Source organism: Halorubrum sp. ASP1, from assembly GCF_005435135.1.
Lineage (GTDB): Archaea > Halobacteriota > Halobacteria > Halobacteriales > Haloferacaceae > Halorubrum > Halorubrum tropicale.
In genome coordinates this window covers 302,032-323,422 of sequence record NZ_SGUA01000004.1, presented here as the reverse complement: position 1 = coordinate 323,422, position 21,391 = coordinate 302,032, and the positions used below count along the sequence as shown (strand labels likewise).

The window sequence follows — 21,391 nt, the reverse complement described above, 5'->3', positions numbered from 1 at the left end:
AATGTTCCACCAGGTGACCAGCTGGCAAGTGTGACACACGTGCTGGAACGATCCGCTCGACCGGTCACCGACAATCTCCGTCGTTCGCTTCTTCGAGGTCTTCTCGCAACCGGTACAGCGGGCCACGAGGAGCGGCCCAACGTGGCCGACGCCCGGAGCCGAGCGCACCTCACTCGACATCGTCCACCTCCTCGTCGCTCTCCTTCAGGTCGTCCTCGCCGGGAAGGTTCCCGTTCTCCTCAGCAACTCGGAGCTGTTCCGAGACCGAACTCGCGTGACCGAGATCGTCGTCGCTCACGCGGACGCACCCCCGTCGGTGTCGGCGTCCGTGTCGTCGGGCGTGTACTTGTACGAGCCGTCCGCGGTGCCTGTCGTGAACTGGTCGGGACGGTGCGGACACCCGACGAGGTGACCGTACTCGAGGTCGGCGTTGATACTCCGAGTACAGCGGGCGCCGCAGGTGTCACAGAAGAACTCGCGGTCCTTCTCGGCGGTGAACGAGCCGGTGTAACCGAGGCTCACGCGAGAACACCTCCAGCGACGGAGGTGTTTTTAGTCGAATATATACCTCTCGGAAGTGATAAGATAGAGTGAAGACCGCTATGGGGCCGGAGGGATTTGAACCCCCGATCGACTGATATCTCCGGTGCGCCTCGGAACTCCAGAGGGTCGTCAACACGACCGATGATCAGTCGGCCGCTCGGTATATCAGTCTGGAGTGTCGTCCCGGGCGCAAGCCTCTGGAGTCAGTCGCCATGCCTGGCTTGGCCACAGCCCCGCGTGATCTCGCATCAACAGTTTGCTGAAACGCAGATAAAGGGGTTTCGATCGAGAGCGATCGAGGGACGGCGGGGAGCTTCCGCTCCGGACGCCCTCGGCCCGTCCCGCCGCTCGTCGGGTGGGTCGGGTCGAGCGTTTCAGTCGCGGTCGTCGGCGCTCCAGTCGCAGTCCTGGCACTTGTAGCCGGTGACGAACTCCGTCACGCTCGGCATGTATCCGACCGAGATGACGTCGCCGCCGCAGTCCGGGCAGTCGCGGTCGGCGTCGGTGATCGACTCGGCCTCCAGCACCGGCTCCCCTTCGACCAGCTCTGCGAGCTTTTCAGGCGTCACCATCCGCCCCTGAACGACGCGGTTCGACATACCGGTCGTTCGGGGCCGAGTGCCTAAACCCCGGCGACACGCGCGGCGATCGGAGCGACGGGAGAAGCGCTCAGGCGGGCGGCCGTCCGCGGGCGGCTACCCGCCGGTCACAGCCACGGCGCGCGGGAGTCGTCGTCCGCGAACGGGTCCGCGCCGTCGTCGTCGGTCTCTCGCCCGTCGCCCCCGTTCGCGAGGACGGCGACGTCGTCGTCGACGATGGTCGATGGGCCCTCCGGCGGGGCGTCGAGCGGCGGATCGCTCGGGGCCTCCGCGTCCGACTCCCCGCCGACGTCGGCCGCGTCGCCCTCGTCCGACTCGGAGGGGTCGCTCGTCGGCGCGTCGTCGTCGGGCGCGTCGTCGCCGGCGACGCTCGCCTCGCCGTCCGCACTCGGGTCGTACGCGAACAGGGTCGTCACCGCCAGCACCGCGAGCGCGATGGGCGCGTCCGTCTGCATGAGGTCGAACGGGCCGAGCAGGATCGGTAGGGCGAGCACGCCCAGCGCGACCGCGGAGCCGAACCGGAACCGGTCGATGTCGACGCGGCCGCGGAGGTGCGGCGAGAGCAGCGCGATCGACAGCGCGAACGCCACGCCCACGGCGGCGGCCGCGGTGCCGTTGACCACGTACTCGGTCGAGGTCTCGACGGCGAATCCGGACGGGTCGAAGCTCGCGACGAGACCCAGACCGATGATGACGCCGGGGCTCGGCAGGAACTCGCCGACCTCCGAACTGGCGGTCTTGGCGGCGATGGTCAGGATGACGAGCCCCGCGAACCGCTCGAAGACGGACAGGTCGAGGAGCCCCTGGAGGGTCGGCGCGAGGGCGGCCTCGACGGCTGCGACCGGGATGATGACCGCGCCGATCAGCAGCACGGAGGTCGCCATCTCCCGCCGCGAGCCGTCCATCTCGGCGAGGATCACCGCGGCGGTCGCGGAGCCGCCGAAGATGAGGATGCCGGTCTCGACGACGCCGGTGGCTGATCCGAGGACGCCGGCGACGACGAGCGCGGGGAAGATGCCGTCGACGAGCGGCAGGGCCATGACCGTCGCGAGCAGCTTCGTCGCGCTCCCGACCTGCTGTTCGAGCCGCAGGGCGACCGGGTGGCGTGAGGTGCTCATTTAGGGACGATAGCCCTGACCGACGGGGTGGCGGTGGGACGCGTGCGACTCGCGATGGTCTGAGGACCAGCACGCGGAGTCCACGCCGCGAAGGGTCCGACGAGCCCATGTAAAGGATTTGCGCGGATTGCCGGCTGTAAAGCGGGCGCCGAGAGCGGCGTTCGGCTGGCCGGCGATGCGCGCGTTCACGGGACTGTCGGAGTCCATACCTAATATATGAGTTTTGGTCGCGTTAAAGGTTGTGTGAGACGTGTCCGCACGACACGATGATTCGACGGCGATGGTAGCGCTTCGATGACGATACGTCGACGTTCCCCGATCATCACCGATCATCTCTCGGTTCCCGAACCGTGGCTGTCGGGCGGACCGAACGATCGCGGTCACCGCCTCCGATCCGACAGCGGTCGCAGCCGAATCCACCGAAATAGGCACGATTCTGTATATAACGTGGATTTGATTGTGAGCAACCACCACGTCCGTGCCGTCTCGCAACGCTTTTCATCGGGCGCTTGTGACGGATTATATGGCGACAGATTCTGGCCGGTTCTCGGCGAAGCTCGATGTTCCGGAAGCGCTGACGTTCGACGACGTGCTGCTCCGACCGAAGGAGAGCCGCGTCGAGCCCGACGACGCGGACCTCTCCACCCGCGTGTCGAAGAACGTCGAACTCACCGTTCCCGTCCTGTCTGCGGCGATGGACACCGTCACGGAGAGCGACCTCGCCATCGCGATGGCCCGCGAGGGGGGGCTCGGCGTCCTCCACCGCAACATGACCGTCGAGGAGACCGCCGCGGAGGTCGAGCGCGTCAAGCGCGCCCACGAGCTCGTCATCCGCCGTGAGAACGTCGTCACCGTCTCGCCCGACGACACCGTCCGCGAGGCCGACGCGGTGATGGAGCGGCAGGGCGTCTCGGGCGCGCCCGTCGTCGCCGAGGACGACACCGTCCTCGGGATCATCTCCGGCACCGACATCCGCCCGTACCTGGAGGTCGGCGAGGACGACGCCGTCCGCGAGGCGATGACCGACGAAGTCATCACCGCGCCGGAGGACGTGGACGCGCGAGAGGCGCTCGAACTGATGTACGACCACAAGATCGAGCGCGTCCCCATCGTCGACGGCGACGAGCGGCTCGTCGGCCTGGTGACGATGCAGGGAATCTTACAGCGCCGCGAACACGAGGAGGCCGCCCGCGACGAGCGCGGCCGCCTGCTCGCCGGCGTCGCCGTCGGCCCCTTCGAGGAGGAGCGCGCCGTCGCGGCCGACGAGGCCGGCGTCGACGTCATCTTCATCGACTGCGCCCACGCGCACAACCTCAACGTCTTGGACTCCGCGGAGGCGATCAAAGCGACCGTCGACGCCGACGTGGTCGTCGGCAACGTCGGGACGCGCGAGGCCGCCGAGGCGGCGGTCGACTTCGCCGACGGCCTGAAGGTGGGAATCGGCCCCGGGTCGATCTGTACCACGCGCGTCGTCAGCGGCGCGGGGATGCCGCAGATGACCGCGGTCGCGGAGGTCGCGGACGTCGCGGCCGAGCACGACGTGCCCGTCATCGCGGACGGGGGCATCCGCTACTCCGGCGACGCGATCAAGGCCATCGCGGCGGGCGCGGACGCGGTGATGCTCGGCTCGTACTTCGCCGGCACCGACGAGGCGCCCGGCCGCGTCATCACGATGCAGGGGAAGAAGTACAAGCAGTACCGCGGGATGGGCTCCGTCGGCGCCATGAAGTCGGGCGGCGGCGACCGCTACCTCAAGGAGGAGGACGAGGACGAGGAGTTCGTCCCGGAGGGCGTCGAGGCCGCGACGCCGTACAAGGGGAGCCTCGCCTCCGAGCTCCACCAGCTCACCGGCGGGATGCGCTCCGGGATGGGGTACGTCGGCGCCGCGACCGTCCCCGACCTCCACGAGCGCGCGGAGTTCGTCCGCGTCTCCTCGGCGGGACAGAGCGAGAGCCATCCGCACGACGTGATGATCACCGACGAGGCGCCCAACTACAGCCCGGGCGAGTAACCGCGGAGGCCGCGCGGCGGGCGAGACCGGCTCCGAGGCCGGACCGGACGGAGTCGCGACCGGCCGCGCCGCCGATCGACCCCAGCGTCGAAGAGGTATTTTAATATAGCCAGCGGCGAGACGAAACGTGTGAGCGAACACCCCCTCGCTCCCGTCACCCATGAGTGAGCAACCGCCGCTGGTCCTCGTGGTCGAGGACGAACCCGACTTGGCCGACCTGTACGCCGCCTGGCTCGGCGACGAGTACCGCGTCCGAACCGCGTACGGCGGCCGCGAGGCGCTCGATCAGCTCGACGAGGCCGACAACGAGGTCGACGCGATCCTCCTCGACCGCCGGATGCCCGGCCTCTCGGGCGACGAGGTCCTCACCGCCGTCCGCGACCGCGGCATCGACTGCCGGGTCGCGATGGTCACCGCCGTCGAGCCCGACTTCGACATCCTGGAGATGGGGTTCGACGACTACCTCGTCAAGCCCGTCACGAGCGACACGCTCCGCGAGACCGTCGAGGGGCTCCTGCGGCGCGGAGAGTACGACTCGGAGGTCCAGGAGCTGTTCTCGTTGACCTCGAAGAAAGCGATGCTGGAGTCCGAGAAGAGCGCCAACGACCTCGCCGACAACGAGGAGTACCAGCGCCTCACCGACCGGATCGAGGAGCTGCGCGAGCGGGCCGACGAGTCGCGCGACGCGGTCGCGAGCGACGACGAGGACTACGAGAAGCTCTTTCAGGACTTCGACGCCGACGCGTAACCCGCGGCGGCCGAGGGGGATTCCGCCGACTCTTTATCACCGGTCCCGCCGAACGAGCGGTACATGCGCGTCCGGGACCTGCCGCTGTCTCAGCCCGTCGTCGACCACTTCGCCGATCGGGGCGTGCGCGAGCTGTACCCGCCCCAGCGCGCGGCGGTCGACGCGGGCGTCTGCGAGGGGGCCGATGTCGTCGCGGCGGTACCGACCGCGTCGGGCAAGACGTTCGTCGCCCAGCTCGCGCTGTTGACGGCCGGCGGCCCCGGCCTGTACGTCTGTCCGCTCCGCGCGCTCGCCCGCGAGAAGTACGAGACGTTCGCGGCGCTGCCCGGCGTCGACGTGGGCATCTCCACCGGCGACTTCGACGCGACCGGCGAGGCGCTCGCCGGCAACGACGTGGTGGTCGCCACGAGCGAGAAGGTCGACTCCGCGATCCGCAACGGCGCCTCCTGGGTCGACGAGCTCGCCTGCGTCGTCGTCGACGAGGTCCACCTCCTCGGCGCGAAGCGGCGCGGCCCGACGCTCGAAGTGACGCTGGCGACCCTCCGCCGCCGGAACCCCGACCTTCAGACGGTGGCGCTGTCGGCGACCGTCGACAACCCCGACGCCATCGCGGACTGGCTCGACGCCGCCCTCGTCGAGTCCGAGTGGCGCCCGGTCGACCTGCGGACCGGCGTCGCGGTCGGCGGCGAGGTCGGGTTCGACGACGGCACGAGCCTCTCGGTCGACGTCGGCCCCGACGAGACCGCCGGCGACGGTGACGGCGGCGAGGCCCGGGACGGGGATGCCGACGACACCGACGACCCCGACGCGACCGAGGTCACCGCCGCGCTCGTCGCCGACGCGGTCGCGGACGGGGGCCAGTGCCTCGCGTTCGTCCGCTCCCGGCGCGAGGCGGTCGACCTCGCGGAGCGGCTCGCGGAGGAGGGCCTCGCCGCGGCGCTGGGCGTCGAGGACGCGGCCGCGGCGGCGGCCGAAGAGGCGACCGGCGTGGACGGCACCATGACCGGCCGACAGCTCGCGGACTGCCTGCGCGCCGGCGTCGCGTTCCACCACGCCGGGCTCCGCTCGGGCCACCGCGCGGTCGTCGAGTCGGCGTTCCGCGAGCGGGACGTGGCCTGTATCTGCGCCACGCCCACGCTGGCGGCCGGGGTCAACGTCCCCGCCCGCCGCGTCGTCGTCCGCGACCAGCGCCGCTACGGGGAGGGCGGCATGTCGTGGATCCCGACGCTCGAGGTCCACCAGATGTGCGGCCGCGCGGGCCGGCCGGGGCTCGACCCTCACGGCGAGGCGGTCCTCGTCGCCGACGCCGACACGCGCGAGGCGGTCCGCGAGCGCTACGTCGGGGGCGATCCTGAGGCCGTCGAGTCGCAGCTCGCCGACCCCGGCGCGCTCCGCACGCACGTCCTCGCCGCGGTAGCGACGGACTTCGCGGCGACCGAGACGGAGATCCTCGACGTGTTCGAGGGGACGTTCTACGCGCGGGAGACCGGGGCGGGCGGCCTCGCCGACGCGGTCGCCGTCGCGGTCGACGACCTCGTCTCGGCCGGGATGGTCGCCCGGGAGACGGGCGGCGTCGAGGACTACCGGCTCGTCGCGACGGCCGTCGGGGAGACGACCTCGAAGCAGTACGTCCGCCCTGAGACCGGCGAGCGGATCGTCGCCGGGCTCCGCGCCGCCGCCGACCTCCCGGAGGCGACCACGCTCACCGCCTTCGAGGTGATCTGCGACACGCCCGACATGCAGGACACCTACCTCGGCAACGCCGAGCGCGCCGACGTCTACCGGTTCGCGCGGCGGAACGCCGCCCGCCTCACCACGGACATGACCGACCCGGACGACTTCGAGGGGTGGCTGGAGTCGGTGAAGACGGCGCGGATCCTCGACGAGTGGATCGGCGGCGCGACGGTCGAGGAGCTCGTCGACCGCTACCGGATCGGTCCCGGCGACCTCGACTCGCGCGTCGAGCGCGCGGAGTGGCTGCTGAGCGCGGCCGAGGCCCTCGGAGAGACCATCGGGGTTCGCGTCCCGGCGGTGTCGCGGGCGCGGTCGCGCCTGTGAGTGCGGGACGATAACGAGACGACGACCCCCGTTCGGCGACGGCCCGGGGGAGTTCAGTCCGCCGACCCGACCGCGCGGTGGAAGGGAGTCCGCGCGATGGTCTGTCGCAGCTCCGCCAGCGAGTCGCGACCGACGCCGCTCGCGGCCGACATCACCGCGAACACCTCCTGTCTGGACACCTTCACGCCGGTCTCGGTGAGCGCGTCCTCCGGGCGGCTCCCCAGCTCGCGGAGGGTGCCGACCGCGAGCAGGTACGGGACGGTCCACGCCTCCATCGTGTTGCCGTTCGAGAGGGGCATCGTCTCCAAGTACGCCTGCGCGTCGTCGAGGAACGAGCGGGCGTAGTCGGCGGTGCGGTCGACGACGCGCGCGGACGACTCGCGGTTCTCGGGGTGGACGACCCGCTCCTGGTCGACGCCCTCCGCCTCCAGCCACTCGGCAGGGAGGTAGACGTTGTTCTCCTCGGTGTAGTCGTCGTACACGTCCTTCGAGACGTTCACTAACTGGAGGAGGAGGCCGAACTCCTCGGCGGTCTCCCGCAGCCGCTTCGCGCGCTCCTCGGCGACGTCGCCGCGGGTGAGCAGGTTCGTGATGAGGTTGCCGACCGTGCCGGCCGCGTAGTAGCAGTACTGCTCTAACTCGTCGCGGTCGTCGATGCGGAGCCCGCCCTCGGTGGCGTGGCGGTCGACGAACATCGCCATCCCATCGACCATCTCCAGCACCGGCGGGACGATGGCCGCCTGCGCCTCCGGGTCGAGCTCCTCGAACGTCGCGGCGATCGTGGGCGCCTCGGCGACGACGGTCCAGTCGTCGTCGCGCTCCGCGGGCAGCCACTCGTCGACCGTCTCGCGGAACTCGGCGATGTCGGTCTCGTCGTCCGGGTCGATCGCTCGCCGGTACGTCCGCAGCACGTGGCTCTGGGCGTCCGGCGGGATGTGCCCGGCGTCCTCGACCGTGTCGGCGACGCGACAGAGGAGGTATCCGACGCAGATCTGCGACGCCATCGGTTCCTCTAACACGTCGACCGTCAGCGCGAAGGTCCGCGAGACCCCCTGGACCGCCTCGTGACACCACGCGAGGTCGGCCTCGGCGGGGGCGTGTTCTCGTCCGCTCATTCAGTTGCCAGTGTTTACGGCACAACGCATAAAAACCCTCGTGGAACGGCAGCCGTGCGCCGATCGCCGCTCGGGGCGCCGAAACCGCACGACTCGGTCCCCGTCCGCGCCGACGAACCGCCGACCCGTGTACAACCGTGTGGAAACGGCTAAGTCCGCCCGGCCGAACGCTCCGACATGGAGTTCACGCTCACCGAAGAGCAGCGTCAGATCCGCGACACCGTCGCGGAGTTCGTCGACGAGGAGGTCGTCCCGCGCGCGGCCGAGATCGACGAGACAGACGAGTTCCCCGCGGACCTGGTCCAGGAGATGGCCGACCTCGGGCTGATGGGCATGCCGTTCCCCGTCGAGTACGAGGGCGCCGGCCTCGACTACCACAGCTACGCCATCGGGCTCGAAGAGATCTCCCGCGGCTCCGGCGGGCTCGGCACCGTCGTCGCGGCCCACACGTCGCTGGCCGGGAACATGCTCTACGAGTTCGGCGACGAGGCCCAGAAGGAGGAGTACCTCACCGCCCTGAACACCGCCGAGGACATCGGCGCGTTCGCGCTCTCGGAGGCCGAGGCCGGGTCGGACGTGCCCGCGATGTCGACGACCGCGGAGCGCGACGGGGACGGCTACCTCGTCAACGGCGGGAAGCTCTGGATCTCGAACGGCTCCGTCGCCGACACGGTCACGCTGTTCGCCAAGACCGATCCCGACGCGGGTCGGAAGGGCATCTCGTCGTTCATCGTGCGTCCGGAGGAGGACGACGGGTTCGTCGTCGAGGGGACGGAAGACAAGCTCGGCGACAAGGGGTGTCCGACCGCGGAGCTGCGGTTCGACGACATGTGGATCCCGGAGGAGCGCCGGCTCGGCGAGGAGGGCGAGGGGTTCGTCCACGCGCTGAAGACGCTCAACGGCGGGCGGATCACCATCGCCGCTCGGTCGGTCGGGATCGCGCGCGCCGCGCTCGACGAAGCGAAGTCGTACGCCCAGCAGCGCGAGCAGTTCGACCGCCCGATCAGCGACTTCCAGGCCATCCAGCACAAGCTCGCGGACATGGACACGAAGGCCCGCGCCGCGGAGCTGCTGATGCACGAGGCGGCCGACCTGAAGATGCGCGACGACGACTACATCAAGGAGGCCGCGCAGGCGAAGCTGTACGCCTCGGAGATCGCCCGCGAGGTCGCCAACGAGGGGATCCAGATCCACGGCGGCTACGGCTACACCAAGGACTTCCCCGCCGAGCGCTTCTACCGCGACGCGAAGCTCTCGGAGATCTACGAGGGGACGAGCGAAGTGCTGCGCAACACGATCGCCCAGCAGCTGCTCGACGAGTAGGACCGCGAATCGGTCCCGTCGGTCAGGTCCGCGAATCGGCGCCGTCGCCCTCGGGGTCGTCCCCATCACCCTCAGGATCGTCGCCGTTGGCGTCCCTCCGACCGACCTCCGTGTCGTCGCGGTCTCTTTTCCCATCCCCGTCGCGGTCGTCGTCCGCCTTCGTCCCGTCGCGACCGCCGTCCGCGTTCGGCCCGTGAGCCACGTCGGCGTCCGACGGGTTCTGGTCGACCGCGTACTCGCCGGTGTCGATGCGCTCCGCGGGCTCCGAGTAGTCGCGGTCGCTCGGCGAGAAGTCCGGGCGGACGACGCCGTCTTCGGGGACGTCGTGCGCGTCGCCGTCCGTCGTCTCGTCGGCGTCCGGTACCGCCGTCGTCGGGTCGGACGCCGCCTCGTCGACGTCCGCGTCGGGCCCGTCGGCGCCGGGCTCGGCGGGGCCGTCGATGCCCGCGTTGCGCTCGCCGGCGTTCCCGTCGAGGCCGCCGTCGCCGTCGCCGCTCTCGTCGGCGTCGACGTTTCCGTCGACCCACTCGAAGCGGTCGGTCCCGGCGCCGCGCCGCTCCGCGACGGCGGTCGCGAGGCGCTCGGTGAGCGTCTCCTCTAACGCCTCGGCCTCGGCCACCTCGAAGTCGACAGCGGCGGCGTCGCTGCCGGTCAGCGAACCGGTCCCCGCCGTGTCGGCGACGACCGTCGCGACGCCCCACCGGCGCTGGAACACGGTCCGGCTGTCGATCACGTTCTGGATCCGGTAGTACGGGACGACGGCGACGGTCCGGCTCCAGAAGCCGTTCCGCGTGAGCAGGTGGTCCTCGCCGACCCAGTAGCCGCGGTGCTTCCACTTCAGGTGCGCCGCGGGGGGCGCGACGAGGAGCAGCGCGGCGACCGCGTACCACGGCAGCGCCGCCGAGGCGTACCAGTTCACGCCGTACGCGATCCCCGTGAGGACGCCGACGATCAGCGCGTACCGGATGACGTACCGCCACCGGATCCGCTTCGGCGGCCGCTCGAACTCGGGGGTGCCGAACGACTCGATCTCGTGTGCGAGCCGGTAGACGCGGTCGGTCGCGGCGATCGGCACCGCGGACTGGTTGCCGGACTCCGCGCTCTGTCCGGGGGCGTACCCCGCGGTCTCGATCGAGAGGCTCGCGTAGCCGAGCGCGCGCTTGGCGGGGTTGTCCGTGATCCGCAGCGTCTGGACCTTCTCGGTCGGGATCGACCCGCTGTACCGCCGGAACAGTCCGCGCTCGTACCGGAGTTCGTCGCCGGCGCGCGAGAGCCGGAAGCCGTAGTAGTTCGAGAAGGCGACGCCCGCGCCGATGAGCCACGACGCGACGAACAGCGCCGCCACGCCGACGAACGCCGTCGCGGTGAGCGCGGCGGCCGACGCCTCCGGCAGGAAGCTCGACAGCACCGGGAACGACCCGGAGCTCAGGAACGCCAGGAGCCCGATCAGGCGCCCGTCGAACGAGAGCGCCCCGACAAGGGCCAGCTCGCCCGGCGTGATGGCGAACAGCTCCTCCTCGTCGGGCGCGAACGCGTCCTCGCGGCCGGCCTCGACCGCGTCGACGTCGGCCGCCGCTTCCTCTCCGGCCTCCTCGGGCCGCGCGCCTCCGGCCTTTCGACGCTGGACCTCGCGCCGGAGCCGGGTCGCCTCGTCGGGCGTGACGAACCGGATCGACCCCTCGGTGCTGGAGCCGCCGGCGGTCTCTAAGTCGACCGCGGCGACGCCGATTGCGCGCTGGATCACGCTCCGGCTCACGTCGACGTTCTGGATCCGTCGGTACGGGATCTCTCGCTCGCGGCGGGAGATGACGCCGGAAGAGATGTCGAGCGTGTCCTCGGTGAGGACGTACTCGAACCGGCGGTAGTACGCGACCTCGTAGGCGAACATCGCGAGGAGGATGGCGGCCCCGCCGCCGACCGCGAGCGGGAGGCCGAACCCGCCGCTGTTCACGATCACGAACAGCGCGACGGCGGTTCCGGCCGCCTTCTGGAGCGCGCGGTACGGGACCGACTGCGGCGCCAGCTTCACACCGCGTCCTCCCCGTCGGCGCGGATGGCCAGCCGCTTCAGCTCCTCGCGGAGGTCGCTCGCGCCGTCCGGCGTCAGCCCGGGGATCCGCACGTCGGCGCCGCGCGACCCGGCGGTGTACACCACGCAGGAGGCGAGCCCGACGGTCCGCTCGATCGGCCCGCGACGCGAGTCGACGTGCTGGATGCGCACCAGCGGCACCGTCGTCCGTACCTGCGTGAGCACGCCGCGGTCGAGGTAGATGGCGTCCTCGCGGATCTCGTAGCTCCAGCGACGGTACCGGAGCAGCGCGTGTCCGACGGTCAGCGTCAGGACGACGGCGCCGACGGCGACCGGCGCCCATCGCGGGAGGTACTCGAGGTACGCGCCGCCGGCGAACGGGGCGGTCACGAGCGCCGAGAGCAGCACCGCGCGGAGGACCCACACGATCTGGATTCGGGGGTGGAGCGTCTGTGCCGTCATCGACGGTCCCCCGTCGCACGTCCGTGTGTCATGGGAGGCGATTGCGGGGCCCGACGTATAAGTCCGGTCGGAACCGCCCGGTGGAACTCGGCCCGACGACCATGCGAGAGGATCTCTTCCGAAGGCGATACTTGCCGAAACCGATATCACGGGCGACGGAGTCGTGCCGGCCATGGCCGACGACCCGTTCCAGAACATGCTCGCCCAGATGGACCGCGCCGAGGAGTACGCAGACGTGGACCACGGGGTGTTCGAGCGGCTCAAGCACCCGGAGCGCACGCTGAAGGTGACGCTCCCCGTGGAACTGGAGTCCGGCGAAGTCGAGGTGTTCGAGGGGTACCGCTGTCAGTTCGACAGCGCCCGCGGCCCGTTCAAGGGCGGCGTCCGGTTCCACCCGTCGGTCACCCAGCGCGAGGTCGAGGCGCTCGCCGGCTGGATGACGTGGAAGACGGCGCTCGTCGACCTCCCCTACGGCGGCGCGAAGGGCGGCGTGATCTGCGAGCCGAAGGACCTCACCGACCGCGACCTCGAACGGCTCACCCGGCGGTACACCGAGGGGATCCGCCGGATGATCGGCCCCGAGATCGACGTGCCCGCGCCCGACATGAACACGAACCCGCAGACGATGGCGTGGATGATGGACACCTACTCGATGTACGAGGGGTACTCCGTCCCCCAGGTCGTCACCGGGAAGCCGCTGGAGATCGGCGGGACGCCGGGCCGCGTGGAGGCGACCGGCCGCGGCGTCTCGCTCGTCACCGAGCGGCTCTTCGAGTACCTCGACCGCGACCTCTCCGACGCCTCCGTCGCCATCCAGGGGTTCGGCAACGTCGGGTCGAACGCGGCCCGGCTCCTCGACGAGGCCGGCGCCAACGTGGTCGCGACCTCGGACGTCTCCGCCGCGGCCTACGACCCGGACGGCCTCGACGTGGCGGCGCTCGGCGCGCACGTCGACGCCGGCGGCCTGATCGAGGAGTACGTCGCGGGCGAGTACCGGGGGAACGCGGACGGCTCGAGCTGGGACGACCCCGACCGGATCACCAACGCGGAGCTGCTCACCCTCGACGTCGACGTGCTCATCCCGGCCGCCGTCGAGGGCGTGATCACCGCCGACAACGTCGACGACCTCCGGGCCTCGGCGGTCGTCGAGGCCGCGAACGGGCCGACGACGGTCGCCGCCGACGAGGTCCTCACCGAGCGCGACATCCAGGTCGTCCCGGACATCCTCGCGAACGCGGGCGGCGTCATCGTCTCGTACCTGGAGTGGGTCCAGAACGCCCAGGAGTTCTCGTGGCCGCTGGAGACCGTCAACGCCGAGCTCGAGCGCCGCATCGGGAGCGCGTTCGACAAGACGATCGACCAGTACGACGAGAAGGATCTGCCCGACCTGCGGACCGCGGCGTACACGCTCGCCTTGGAGCGCACGGCGAAGGCGCACGAGTACCGCGGGCTCTTCCCGTAGCGAGTCGCGCGCGGCCGAGGCGGACGCCCCGCGACCCTCAGACCCGGCGGATCCGGTCCGCGGCGACCGCGATCGGCTCGGCGTAGTGGAGCAGCGGCTCGCCGTCCGGTTCGTCGAACCCGTTGGCCGCGAACAGCGTGTTCGCTCGTATCTCCGCCGCGGCCGGGCGCAGCGTCCACGGCTCGTGTTCGATCTCGCCGACGTACAGCCGCCCGCCGGAGCCGGCGGTGTAGAAGCGGTAGTTCTCCGTGAGGAACGCCGGCAGCGACCCCGGTTCCGGCGTGAACGCCTCGCCGGCCGGCGCGTACGTCGCGTCGAACCGCGCGTGCGGGGCGCCGTCGTGGACGCGCCGGCTCGCGAACCGCACGGCGCGGTCCGCGTCCGCGCCCCCGCCGCCGACCCCGTCCCACGCCCCCGGGCGTCGAACGTCCGTCTCGGCGCGGTAGTAGGGGAGCCGGAACAGCCCGCGGGCGACCGCCACGCCGAGCCGGTCGTCCGCGTCGAGGCTGTGGAAGTAGACGCCGGGCCCGTTCGGGCCCTCCACGTAGGTCCGGAGGTTGAGTTCGGGGAACGACAGGCCGACCGGCACCCCCCGCGGGCGGATGTCGTCCATCACGAACGGGACGACCCCGAGGTAGGCGTCGCCGTCGCGGGTCGCGACCGACAGCCCGTCGGGCAGCGCCGCGGCGACGGTCGACGGGTCGACGGCCCAGTGCGCGAACAGTCCGTCCCGCCACGTCATCTCCAGCCAGCGGCGTTCCAGCATATCCGATCGTAGGGGACGAACGGGCAAAACCCGCACGCCCCCGGCGCCCCGGGGCTCCAGACCGACCACGCGGTCGGCCCGCGTCACTCCGCCGGCGCGTCCGGCTCCCCCGACGCGTGCGACCCGTCCGCCGCGTCCTCCCACTCCGGCGCGTCCTTCCACTCCCCGAGCCCGGACGGGTCGAGGTGGACGTGGACGTCCCCGACGTCCTCCAGCGCGCGGAGGCTCGTGACGAGCTCCGTCTCCACGTCGTGGGCCGCCCGGAGCGTCATCTCCCCGTCGACCTCCACGTGGACCTCGACCTCCAGGTCGGTCCCGTCGTAGTAGACGGTGAGGTCGTGGACCCCCTCGACGGCCGGGTGGTCGCGGAGCGCGGCGACGACGCGCTCGCGGTCGCCGGAAGGCGGCGCCGCCCCGACGAGGTACGTGACGTTCTCGCGGCCGATCTCGACACCCTGATACACGACGAGGAGGCTGACGAGCGCGCCGGCGACCGGGTCGAGAATCGGGACGTTCAGGAACACGCCGAACACGCCGACGAGCGCCGCGATCGTCGTGTAGATGTCGTTGAGGCAGTCGACGGCGAGCGCGTCGAGCGCGGTCGAGCCCAGGTCGGCGTTCACCAGCTCCGTGTACCGGTACAGCAGGTACATGTCGGCCATCGCGAACAGCAGCGCGCCGACGAGGAGCGGGCTCGCCGTCACCTCGGCCGACCCGACCAGCCCGCGGACCGACTCGCGCAGCAGTAGCAGCCCGAGGATCGCGACCGTCGCGCCGACGAAAAGCGCCGTCAGCGGCTCGATCCGCTGGTGGCCGTGCGGGTGCGTCTCGTCCGCGCTCTCGTACCGCGAGCCCCCCCAGACGAACACGACCGCGCTCGCGACGAGGTCGGCGACCGAGTGGGCGGCGTCGGCGACCAGCGCGACGCTGCCGAACGCGAGCCCCGCCGCGCCCTCGACCGCGATCTTCACGGCGTTGCCGGCGACGTTCACCGCCGCCGCCCGCTGGAACCGAGCGCGGTCGTCGTTCCCGAAGGGACTCAGCATAGACGCCGGTGCGCCCCCGACCCTGTTAAGCGTCCCGCGTCGCGCCGCCGCCGCCCGCCCGGGGCGCCGCCGCGACCGATCGGTCGTCGCGTCAGCGGCCGGATACTCCGTCGTAACGCCTAAGACCGAAACGCTCCTCGGTGACGGTAATGAATCACGAGTTTTTCGCCCGAGGTGGTCCCGGTGGGCGTCGAAATTAAGGAAACGGAGGTGAGCGACGAGGACTTCGAGGAGATGAAGGGGTTCGTTCGCGACTACCTCGCGGCCAGCGTCGAGAGCGAGGACGACGGCGGACGGATGCGCTGGTACCCCTGGCACTCCGCGTCGTACCGCTTCAACCACATCCTCAACGTCGTCGACCTCGCGACCGAGATCGCCGAGGCCGAGGGCGCCGACGTGGACGTCGTGCGGGTCGCGGCCGTCTTCCACGACGTCGCGAAGCTGGAGGCCGAACAGGACGTCCACGCGGAGGCCGGCGCGCGCGTCACCCGAGAGTACCTCCAGAGCCGCGGCAACTACCCCGAGTCGTTCATCGAAGAGGTGTGCGGCGCGGTCGTCGACCACTCGTACACGGGCGACCTCGACGATGTCCCCCTAGAGAGCCGGTGCCTGATCGAGGCCGACGTGCTCGACAAGGTCGGGGCCAACGGCGCCGTCCTGATGCTGTTGCGCATGGGGTACGAGTCGCGGACGCACATGGACGCCGCGAAGATGGTCGACCGCGTGCTCCAGCGCGCCCGCGACCACACCGACCGCGTCGTCTCCGACACCGCCGAGAGCATCGCGCACCAGCGGATCAAGCGCGTGAAGTGGCTCCGCGAGTGGCTCGAAGAGGAGGTCTCGCGGATGGACGCCGAGGGCGTTACGGACCGCTGAGAGCGGCTCCGGCCGCTATTCTCCCGCACCGCTCGCGTCGACGAGCGGGAGCATCGCCTCCAGGTAGCGGTCGATCCCGGCGCGCGAGCCCGCGACCCAGGAGCCGCCGTTCGCCGTCGCCCAGCGGAACATCCCGCCCGTCGCGAACGTCTGGAGCGTCACGGCCACCTCGGCGGCGTCGACGCGGTCGGGATCGTGCCCGGGTGAGTCGTCCGCGGCGCCCGGTGACCCGTCGTCGTCGGTCTCGGCCGCGGCCTCGCGGACGAGTCGTTCGAGATACTCGCCGAAGACGCGGTCGCTGCGGTCGAAGTGGTCGCGGTACGCCTCGTCGCTCGCGGCCTGCGCGCGGAGCTCCGTCATCACCGTGACGAACCGCTCGTCGGGGGCGTACGGGTCGTCGAGCGACGCGGGGTCGACGACCGCCGTGAGGTAGTCGTCGAGCTGGTCCCGGGCCGAGCGATCGAAGGCCTCGGGGGGCATCTCCGGCACCTCGTCGGCCGCGGCCGCCGCGGCGTCGTCCGCCGGCTCCGCGAGGGACCCGTCCGCGACGGACGCCTCGAACTGGTCGAGCAGGAAACCGAGGAGGTCGAGCAGCAGGTCGTCTTTCCCGTCGTAGTGGTGGTACACGAGCGACGGGCTCTTGTCGAACTCGTCGCCGATCCGCTGGATCGTGACGTTCGCGTACCCGTGTTCGCAGAGCGCACGGAACGCCGCGCCGAGGATGGCCTGCCGGGTGTTCGAGGGCTCCGCGAACGGGTCGTCCATACCCGACGTATTCGCCCCCGGTATATACAGCTCTTGATTGAACGTTCATTCAACACGCTTATGTCGCGGGGCTCGCTCGGGGACGTATGACTCGTTCCGACGCGTCACGGTACGACCGGCCGCTCCGCGCGGCCAGACCCTCGCGCGGCCCCGCCGGAGGGGACCGATGAGCCGACCGGCGCGACTCGCCACCGCCGCGCTCGCCCTCGCCGCGGCGAGCGCCCTCCTGGTCGGCGTCTCGCTCGCCGGCGCCGCGGCGCCGAGCGGGGGCGGATCGCCGGCGGACTCGGCCGCCCTGTCCGGGGCCCCGACCGCCGACGGCGTCGTCGCGCAGACGAGCGATCCGACCCCGCGACAGGTCCGCGGGTCGCCGGTGCTGGAGGTCTTCGCGTCGCAGCGAACGGTGCCGGCGGGCACGGAGTCCTCAATCACGCTCGACATCGTCAACACCGGCGAGATGGAGATCGGTAACCAGCTCGACTCCCGGGTGACGACCGCGCGCGGGCTCACCGTCGAGGTCGACGACGGCGGCGTGCCGATCGACGTCGAGGACGGCGAGATCCCGGTCGGCGACGTCTCGACCGCCGCGAGCCCGGTCGCCGTGCCGCTCGACGTGACCGTGCCCGAGGACGTGCCGGACGGGCGATATGAGGTGGAGGCGACCCTCCGTTACCGCTACACCTTCGAGATCATCCCAGAGTTCAACGACCACAAGGACCGCCGCGGCATCGACGACTTCGACGTCACCATCGTCGTCGACGACGGCGCGCGGTTCGCGGTCTTGGAGACCGACACCGACGCGCAGGTCGGCGGGGGCGGCGACGTGACCGTCACGCTGGCGAACGTCGGCGACGAGACCGCCCGCGACGCGGTCGTCTCCGGGAGCACGACCGCGCCCGGCGTCACCCTCGGGCAGGGCGGCGGACAGTCGTTCGTCGGCGACTGGGCGCCCGGCGAGAACCGGACGGTGACCTTCGACTCGACCGTCGGGCAGTCGTTCGCCGGCGGCGCCTACGCGCTCTCCTCGACAGTCGACTACCGCGACCCGAACGGCCTCGACGAGACGACGGCGCCCGCCCGCGCCGGGGTCGTCCCGCTTCGCGAGCAGTCGTTCTCCTTAGACGACGTCTCCGGCACGCTCGAAGTCGGCTACTCCGGGACGGTCACCGGCACGATCACGAACGAGGGGCCGCGTACCGTCGAGAACGCGGTCTTGGTCGCCGACTCCGGGAGCAACCGCGTGAGCCTCGGCGAGAGCCGGTACGCGCTCCCGCGGATCCCGCCCGGGGAGTCGGCGGAGTTCACCTTCGACGCGGACGTGAGCGGGAGCGCCGACCCCGGGCCGCGGCAGTTCCGGTTCACCACGGAGTACGAGAGCGGCGACGCGACCCTCACGGCCGAGCAGACCCGGCGCGTCGAGGTCGCGCCGCGACAGCCCGAGTTCGAGTTAGCCGTCGAGAACGCGACCGTCCAGGCGGGCGACACCCGCCGGATCAACGCCACGATCACGAACCAGCGGCCCGAGACCCTCTCGTCGATCAACGCCGGACTCTACGCCGACAGCCCGTTGACGGCCGTCAACGACGAGGCGTTCGTCGACGAGCTCGAACCCGGCGAGTCCGCGCGGATCTGGTTCGAGGTGGCCGCCGCGGGGAGCGCGAGCGTCGAGGACCACCCGGTCGAGCTCGACTTCCGCTACGAGGACGCCCGCGGGAACGACCGCATCTCGGACATCACCCAGGTCCCGGTGACCGTGACCGAATCGGTCGACGACGGCGGGCCGCCGCTCGGCCTCGTCGCCGTCGCCGCCCTGCTCGTCGCCGCCGCGGTCGGCGGCGCCGTCTGGTACCGACGACGGTGATCGGATGAGCGGACGCACCACCGCGCCGGGTCGCCCGCCGAGGGGCCGCCCGCCGACCGACCGTGGGACAGCGGGGCACCGGTGACCGCGGCCGACCGGCTGATCGAGGAGATCGACCGCGTCGTCACGCAGCGGCCGCTGGCGGTCGTCGCGGTGTTCCTCGTCGTGACGGCCGGCTTTGCCGGCGGGCTGACGGGCATCGAGACCAGCGCCGGCGCGGACCAGTTCACGCAGGACATTCCCGCCCAGCGCGCGCTCGACGACATCGACGAGGAGTTCGAGACCTCGATCGGCGGCTCCGCGACGTCGGCGCAGGTGATCGTCTCAGACGACAACGTCCTCTCCCGCGACGCGCTCGTGCGGACCTTGGAGACGCAACACCGCCTGGAGTCGCGCTCGACGCTCCGGGTCGCGTCGACGTCGAGCCACGCGGACGCGGTCGCGCGGCGGTTGGACCCGAGCGCTTCGACCGCGGCCGAGCGGCGCGACGCCGTGACCGAGGCGACGCCCGCCGAACTGCGAACGGCCATCGCCGACGCCGACGCGACGGGCGCGATCGCGGCCCAGGTGTCGGTCGACTACAACCCCACCGCGCAGGCGGCCGACACCGCCATCGTCGGGATCACCTACGACCTGCCCGACGCGGCGACGACGGCGCGGGTGACCGAGCTACAGACCCGAAGCGTCGAGGTCGTCGACTCCGTTCCGGGTAACGAGGCGGGCGAGAACGTCATCCTCTTCGGGGACGGCGTCCTCCAGTCGGAGATCACGGCGCTGTTGACCGACACCGCGATCATCGTCTTCCCGGCGGCGCTGATCCTGATCGTCGGGTTCCTGATCTTCTCGTACCGCGACCCGTTCGACATGGCGATCGGGATCGCCGCGCTGCTCCTGTCGCTCCTCTGGACGTTCGGCTTCATGGGGTACGCCGGGATCCCGTTCTCGGACTCGCTCGTGACCGTGTTCCCGCTGTTGCTCGCGGTCGGGATCGACTTCGGGATCCACATCGTCAACCGCTACCGCGAGGAACGGGCGACGGGGACCGGCATCGAGGCGTCGATGCGGACCACCACCGACCAGCTGCTCATCGCCTTCCTGCTGGTGACGATCACCACGGTGTTCGGGCTCGTCTCCAACGTCGTGAGCCCGTTCGATCCGAACCGCGACTTCGGGATCGTGGCGGCCGCGGGGATCACGTTCACGCTCGTGATATTCGGCGTCTTCCTCCCCGCGGCGAAGGTGCTCGTCGACCGGCTGCGCGAGCGGTTCCCGATCCCGACGTTCGGGACGAGCGCCCTCGGCGCCGGCGGCTCGCGGCTCGCGCGCGTCCTCCACGTCGGCGTCGACCTCTCGCGGATCGCCCCGGTCGCGGTCGTCGCGCTCCTCCTCGTCGGCGGCGCGGTCGGCGGCGCCTACGGGACCGGCGTGAACACGGAGTTTTCCGAGGAGGCGTTCTTCCCGGACCAGGACCGGCTGGAGACGTACGCGGACCTCCCGGAGCCGTTCGCGCCGACGGAGTACACGTTCCTCGACGTGTTGACCCTCTTCGAGGAGGAGTTCGAGCAGGACTTCGTGGGGTCGGTGACGCTGTACATCGACCAGTCGATCAGGGACGACGACTCCCTGGAGCTGATCCACCGCACGACGCGGAACCCCCCGGACACCTTCGCGACGACCGACGAGCGCCGCGCGCAGGCGACGAGCGTCGTCACCGTGATCGGGGACCGCGCGTCGCGCGATCCCGAGTTCGCGGCGCTCGTCGAGCGCAACGACCGCCTCGGCAACGGCGTGCCCGACCGCAACGTCGACGAGGTGTACGACGCGCTCCTCGACTCCTCCGCGGACGGCCGAGCCCGCGGGTACGTCGCCGCCGACCGCGGCAGCGCGCGGATCGACTACACGATCCGACCCGGCGTCGACAACTCCGAGGCGGTCGCCGACGTGCGCGAGCTCGCCGAGCGCACGCCGCTCAACGCGGTTCCGACCGGATCCCTCGTGGTCAACGAGGCGGTGATCGACCTGCTGACGGAGTCGGCGATCCGCAGCCTGTTCGCCGCCTTCGGGCTCACGGCGCTGTTCTTGGCGCTCTCGTACGCCTACCTCGAAGGGAAGGCGGTCTACGGCTTCCTCAATCTGGTCCCCGTGCTCGTCACCGTCGGCCTGCTCGTCGGGTCGATGCGGCTGTTCGACATCCCGCTGACGCCGATCAACGCGCCGATCCTCTCCGTCTCCATCGGGCTCGGCGTCGACTACACCGTCCACTTCGTCCACCGGTTCGTCGACGAGTACAAGGCGGGCCTGCCGATAGACGAGGCGCTCGACGTCACCATCGCGGGGACGGGCGGCGCGCTCACCGGCAGCATGCTCACCACGGTCTCCGGGCTCGGCGTGCTGTGGCTCGCGGTCATCCCCCTGTTGCGCGACTTCGGCGTCCTGCTCGCGCTCGGCGTGTTCTACGCCTACCTCTGCTCGATCCTGCTCGTCCCCTCGCTCGTCGTCGTGTGGGACCGGTACGGATCGCTCGTCGGCCTCGGGCTCGACGACGGGCTCCGCGGCGCCGGCGCCGAGCGCTGACGCTGCGTACCACGCGACTTTCGACCGGACGGCAGA

Annotated in this window: 20 protein-coding genes and 1 tRNA gene; 8 read left to right on the top strand and 13 right to left on the bottom strand. The window is 71.0% G+C overall.

Annotated features, from left to right (window positions below; genetic code table 11):
- The 7 genes from EXE48_RS18930 to EXE48_RS19510 all read right to left on the bottom strand — a co-directional run.
- A partial coding sequence (locus EXE48_RS18930) for a hypothetical protein (protein ID WP_137711213.1) occupies positions 1 to 180 on the bottom strand: 180 nt, incomplete at its 3' end.
- Positions 170 to 298 carry a hypothetical protein gene (locus EXE48_RS19260; protein ID WP_274595436.1) on the bottom strand — a complete coding sequence of 43 codons (129 nt, stop codon included), beginning with the start codon at positions 296 to 298 and terminating at the stop codon, positions 170 to 172. The genes EXE48_RS19260 and EXE48_RS18930, both read right to left, overlap by 11 nt.
- Positions 295 to 522, bottom strand: coding sequence for a hypothetical protein (locus EXE48_RS08510; protein ID WP_137711212.1), 228 nt, complete (start codon positions 520 to 522; stop codon positions 295 to 297). The genes EXE48_RS19260 and EXE48_RS08510 overlap by 4 nt, the downstream gene beginning before the upstream one ends.
- A gap of 81 nt (positions 523 to 603) precedes the next feature.
- Positions 604 to 778 (bottom strand) — tRNA-Trp (locus tag EXE48_RS18405).
- Between the two features lie 139 nt (positions 779 to 917).
- Complete coding sequence (locus tag EXE48_RS08505) at positions 918 to 1,142, bottom strand: DUF5795 family protein (protein ID WP_053772209.1); 225 nt, start codon at positions 1,140 to 1,142, stop codon at positions 918 to 920.
- Between the two features lie 107 nt (positions 1,143 to 1,249).
- Positions 1,250 to 2,260 (bottom strand): DUF5794 domain-containing protein, encoded by a 1,011-nt coding sequence (locus EXE48_RS08500; protein ID WP_053772208.1) that lies wholly within the window; start codon positions 2,258 to 2,260, stop codon positions 1,250 to 1,252.
- Positions 2,261 to 2,467, bottom strand: a complete 207-nt coding sequence (locus EXE48_RS19510; RefSeq protein ID WP_077152308.1) for a DUF8099 family protein — start codon at positions 2,465 to 2,467, stop codon at positions 2,261 to 2,263.
- Between the two features lie 316 nt (positions 2,468 to 2,783).
- Here EXE48_RS19510 and guaB point away from each other — a divergent pair, with 316 nt between their 5' ends.
- The 3 genes from guaB (at position 2,784) to EXE48_RS08480 (ending at position 7,077) form a co-directional block, all read left to right on the top strand.
- A complete protein-coding gene (guaB, locus tag EXE48_RS08490; protein ID WP_053772207.1) occupies positions 2,784 to 4,271 on the top strand; it encodes an IMP dehydrogenase in 1,488 nt (495 codons plus the stop codon).
- A gap of 160 nt (positions 4,272 to 4,431) precedes the next feature.
- Positions 4,432 to 5,019 carry a HalX domain-containing protein gene (locus tag EXE48_RS08485; protein ID WP_053772206.1) on the top strand — a complete coding sequence of 196 codons (588 nt, stop codon included), beginning with the start codon at positions 4,432 to 4,434 and terminating at the stop codon, positions 5,017 to 5,019.
- Between the two features lie 63 nt (positions 5,020 to 5,082).
- A complete protein-coding gene (locus tag EXE48_RS08480) occupies positions 5,083 to 7,077 on the top strand; it encodes a DEAD/DEAH box helicase (RefSeq protein ID WP_137711211.1) in 1,995 nt (664 codons plus the stop codon).
- A gap of 53 nt (positions 7,078 to 7,130) precedes the next feature.
- On the opposite strand, the gene EXE48_RS08475 is transcribed toward EXE48_RS08480, so the two are convergent.
- On the bottom strand, positions 7,131 to 8,192 hold the full coding sequence (locus EXE48_RS08475; protein ID WP_053772204.1) for a phytoene/squalene synthase family protein: 1,062 nt from the start codon (positions 8,190 to 8,192) through the stop codon (positions 7,131 to 7,133).
- Positions 8,193 to 8,369: 177 nt separating this feature from the next.
- On the opposite strand from EXE48_RS08475, the gene EXE48_RS08470 reads away from it, so the two are divergent.
- Positions 8,370 to 9,515, top strand: a complete 1,146-nt coding sequence (locus tag EXE48_RS08470) for an acyl-CoA dehydrogenase family protein (protein ID WP_137711210.1) — start codon at positions 8,370 to 8,372, stop codon at positions 9,513 to 9,515.
- A gap of 22 nt (positions 9,516 to 9,537) precedes the next feature.
- Here the strand turns inward: EXE48_RS08470 and EXE48_RS08465 are convergent, their stop codons facing one another.
- Entirely contained in the window at positions 9,538 to 11,544 is a 2,007-nt protein-coding gene (locus EXE48_RS08465; RefSeq protein ID WP_137711209.1) for a PH domain-containing protein, read from the bottom strand.
- Complete coding sequence (locus tag EXE48_RS08460) at positions 11,541 to 12,005, bottom strand: PH domain-containing protein (RefSeq protein ID WP_053772201.1); 465 nt, start codon at positions 12,003 to 12,005, stop codon at positions 11,541 to 11,543. Before EXE48_RS08460 ends, EXE48_RS08465 begins: the two co-directional genes overlap by 4 nt.
- Positions 12,006 to 12,177: 172 nt before the next feature.
- On the opposite strand from EXE48_RS08460, the gene EXE48_RS08455 reads away from it, so the two are divergent.
- Positions 12,178 to 13,467 (top strand): Glu/Leu/Phe/Val family dehydrogenase, encoded by a 1,290-nt coding sequence (locus EXE48_RS08455; protein ID WP_053772200.1) that lies wholly within the window; start codon positions 12,178 to 12,180, stop codon positions 13,465 to 13,467.
- Between the two features lie 37 nt (positions 13,468 to 13,504).
- Here the strand turns inward: EXE48_RS08455 and EXE48_RS08450 are convergent, their stop codons facing one another.
- On the bottom strand, positions 13,505 to 14,233 hold the full coding sequence (locus EXE48_RS08450) for a YqjF family protein (RefSeq protein WP_137711208.1): 729 nt from the start codon (positions 14,231 to 14,233) through the stop codon (positions 13,505 to 13,507).
- Positions 14,234 to 14,316: 83 nt separating this feature from the next.
- The gene (locus EXE48_RS08445; protein ID WP_137707229.1) at positions 14,317 to 15,279 is read right to left on the bottom strand and encodes a cation diffusion facilitator family transporter; all 963 of its coding nucleotides are present in this window, start codon (positions 15,277 to 15,279) and stop codon (positions 14,317 to 14,319) included.
- Between the two features lie 174 nt (positions 15,280 to 15,453).
- Between EXE48_RS08445 and EXE48_RS08440 the strand changes: the two genes are divergently transcribed.
- Positions 15,454 to 16,155 carry an HD domain-containing protein gene (locus EXE48_RS08440; protein ID WP_053772197.1) on the top strand — a complete coding sequence of 234 codons (702 nt, stop codon included), beginning with the start codon at positions 15,454 to 15,456 and terminating at the stop codon, positions 16,153 to 16,155.
- Between the two features lie 15 nt (positions 16,156 to 16,170).
- On the opposite strand, the gene EXE48_RS08435 is transcribed toward EXE48_RS08440, so the two are convergent.
- Positions 16,171 to 16,920 (bottom strand): TetR/AcrR family transcriptional regulator, encoded by a 750-nt coding sequence (locus tag EXE48_RS08435; protein ID WP_137711207.1) that lies wholly within the window; start codon positions 16,918 to 16,920, stop codon positions 16,171 to 16,173.
- Positions 16,921 to 17,086: 166 nt separating this feature from the next.
- Between EXE48_RS08435 and EXE48_RS08430 the strand changes: the two genes are divergently transcribed.
- Positions 17,087 to 18,781 carry a COG1361 S-layer family protein gene (locus tag EXE48_RS08430; protein WP_137711206.1) on the top strand — a complete coding sequence of 565 codons (1,695 nt, stop codon included), beginning with the start codon at positions 17,087 to 17,089 and terminating at the stop codon, positions 18,779 to 18,781.
- A gap of 81 nt (positions 18,782 to 18,862) precedes the next feature.
- Positions 18,863 to 21,355 carry an efflux RND transporter permease subunit gene (locus EXE48_RS08425; protein ID WP_053772194.1) on the top strand — a complete coding sequence of 831 codons (2,493 nt, stop codon included), beginning with the start codon at positions 18,863 to 18,865 and terminating at the stop codon, positions 21,353 to 21,355.
- Positions 21,356 to 21,391: the final 36 nt, after the last annotated feature.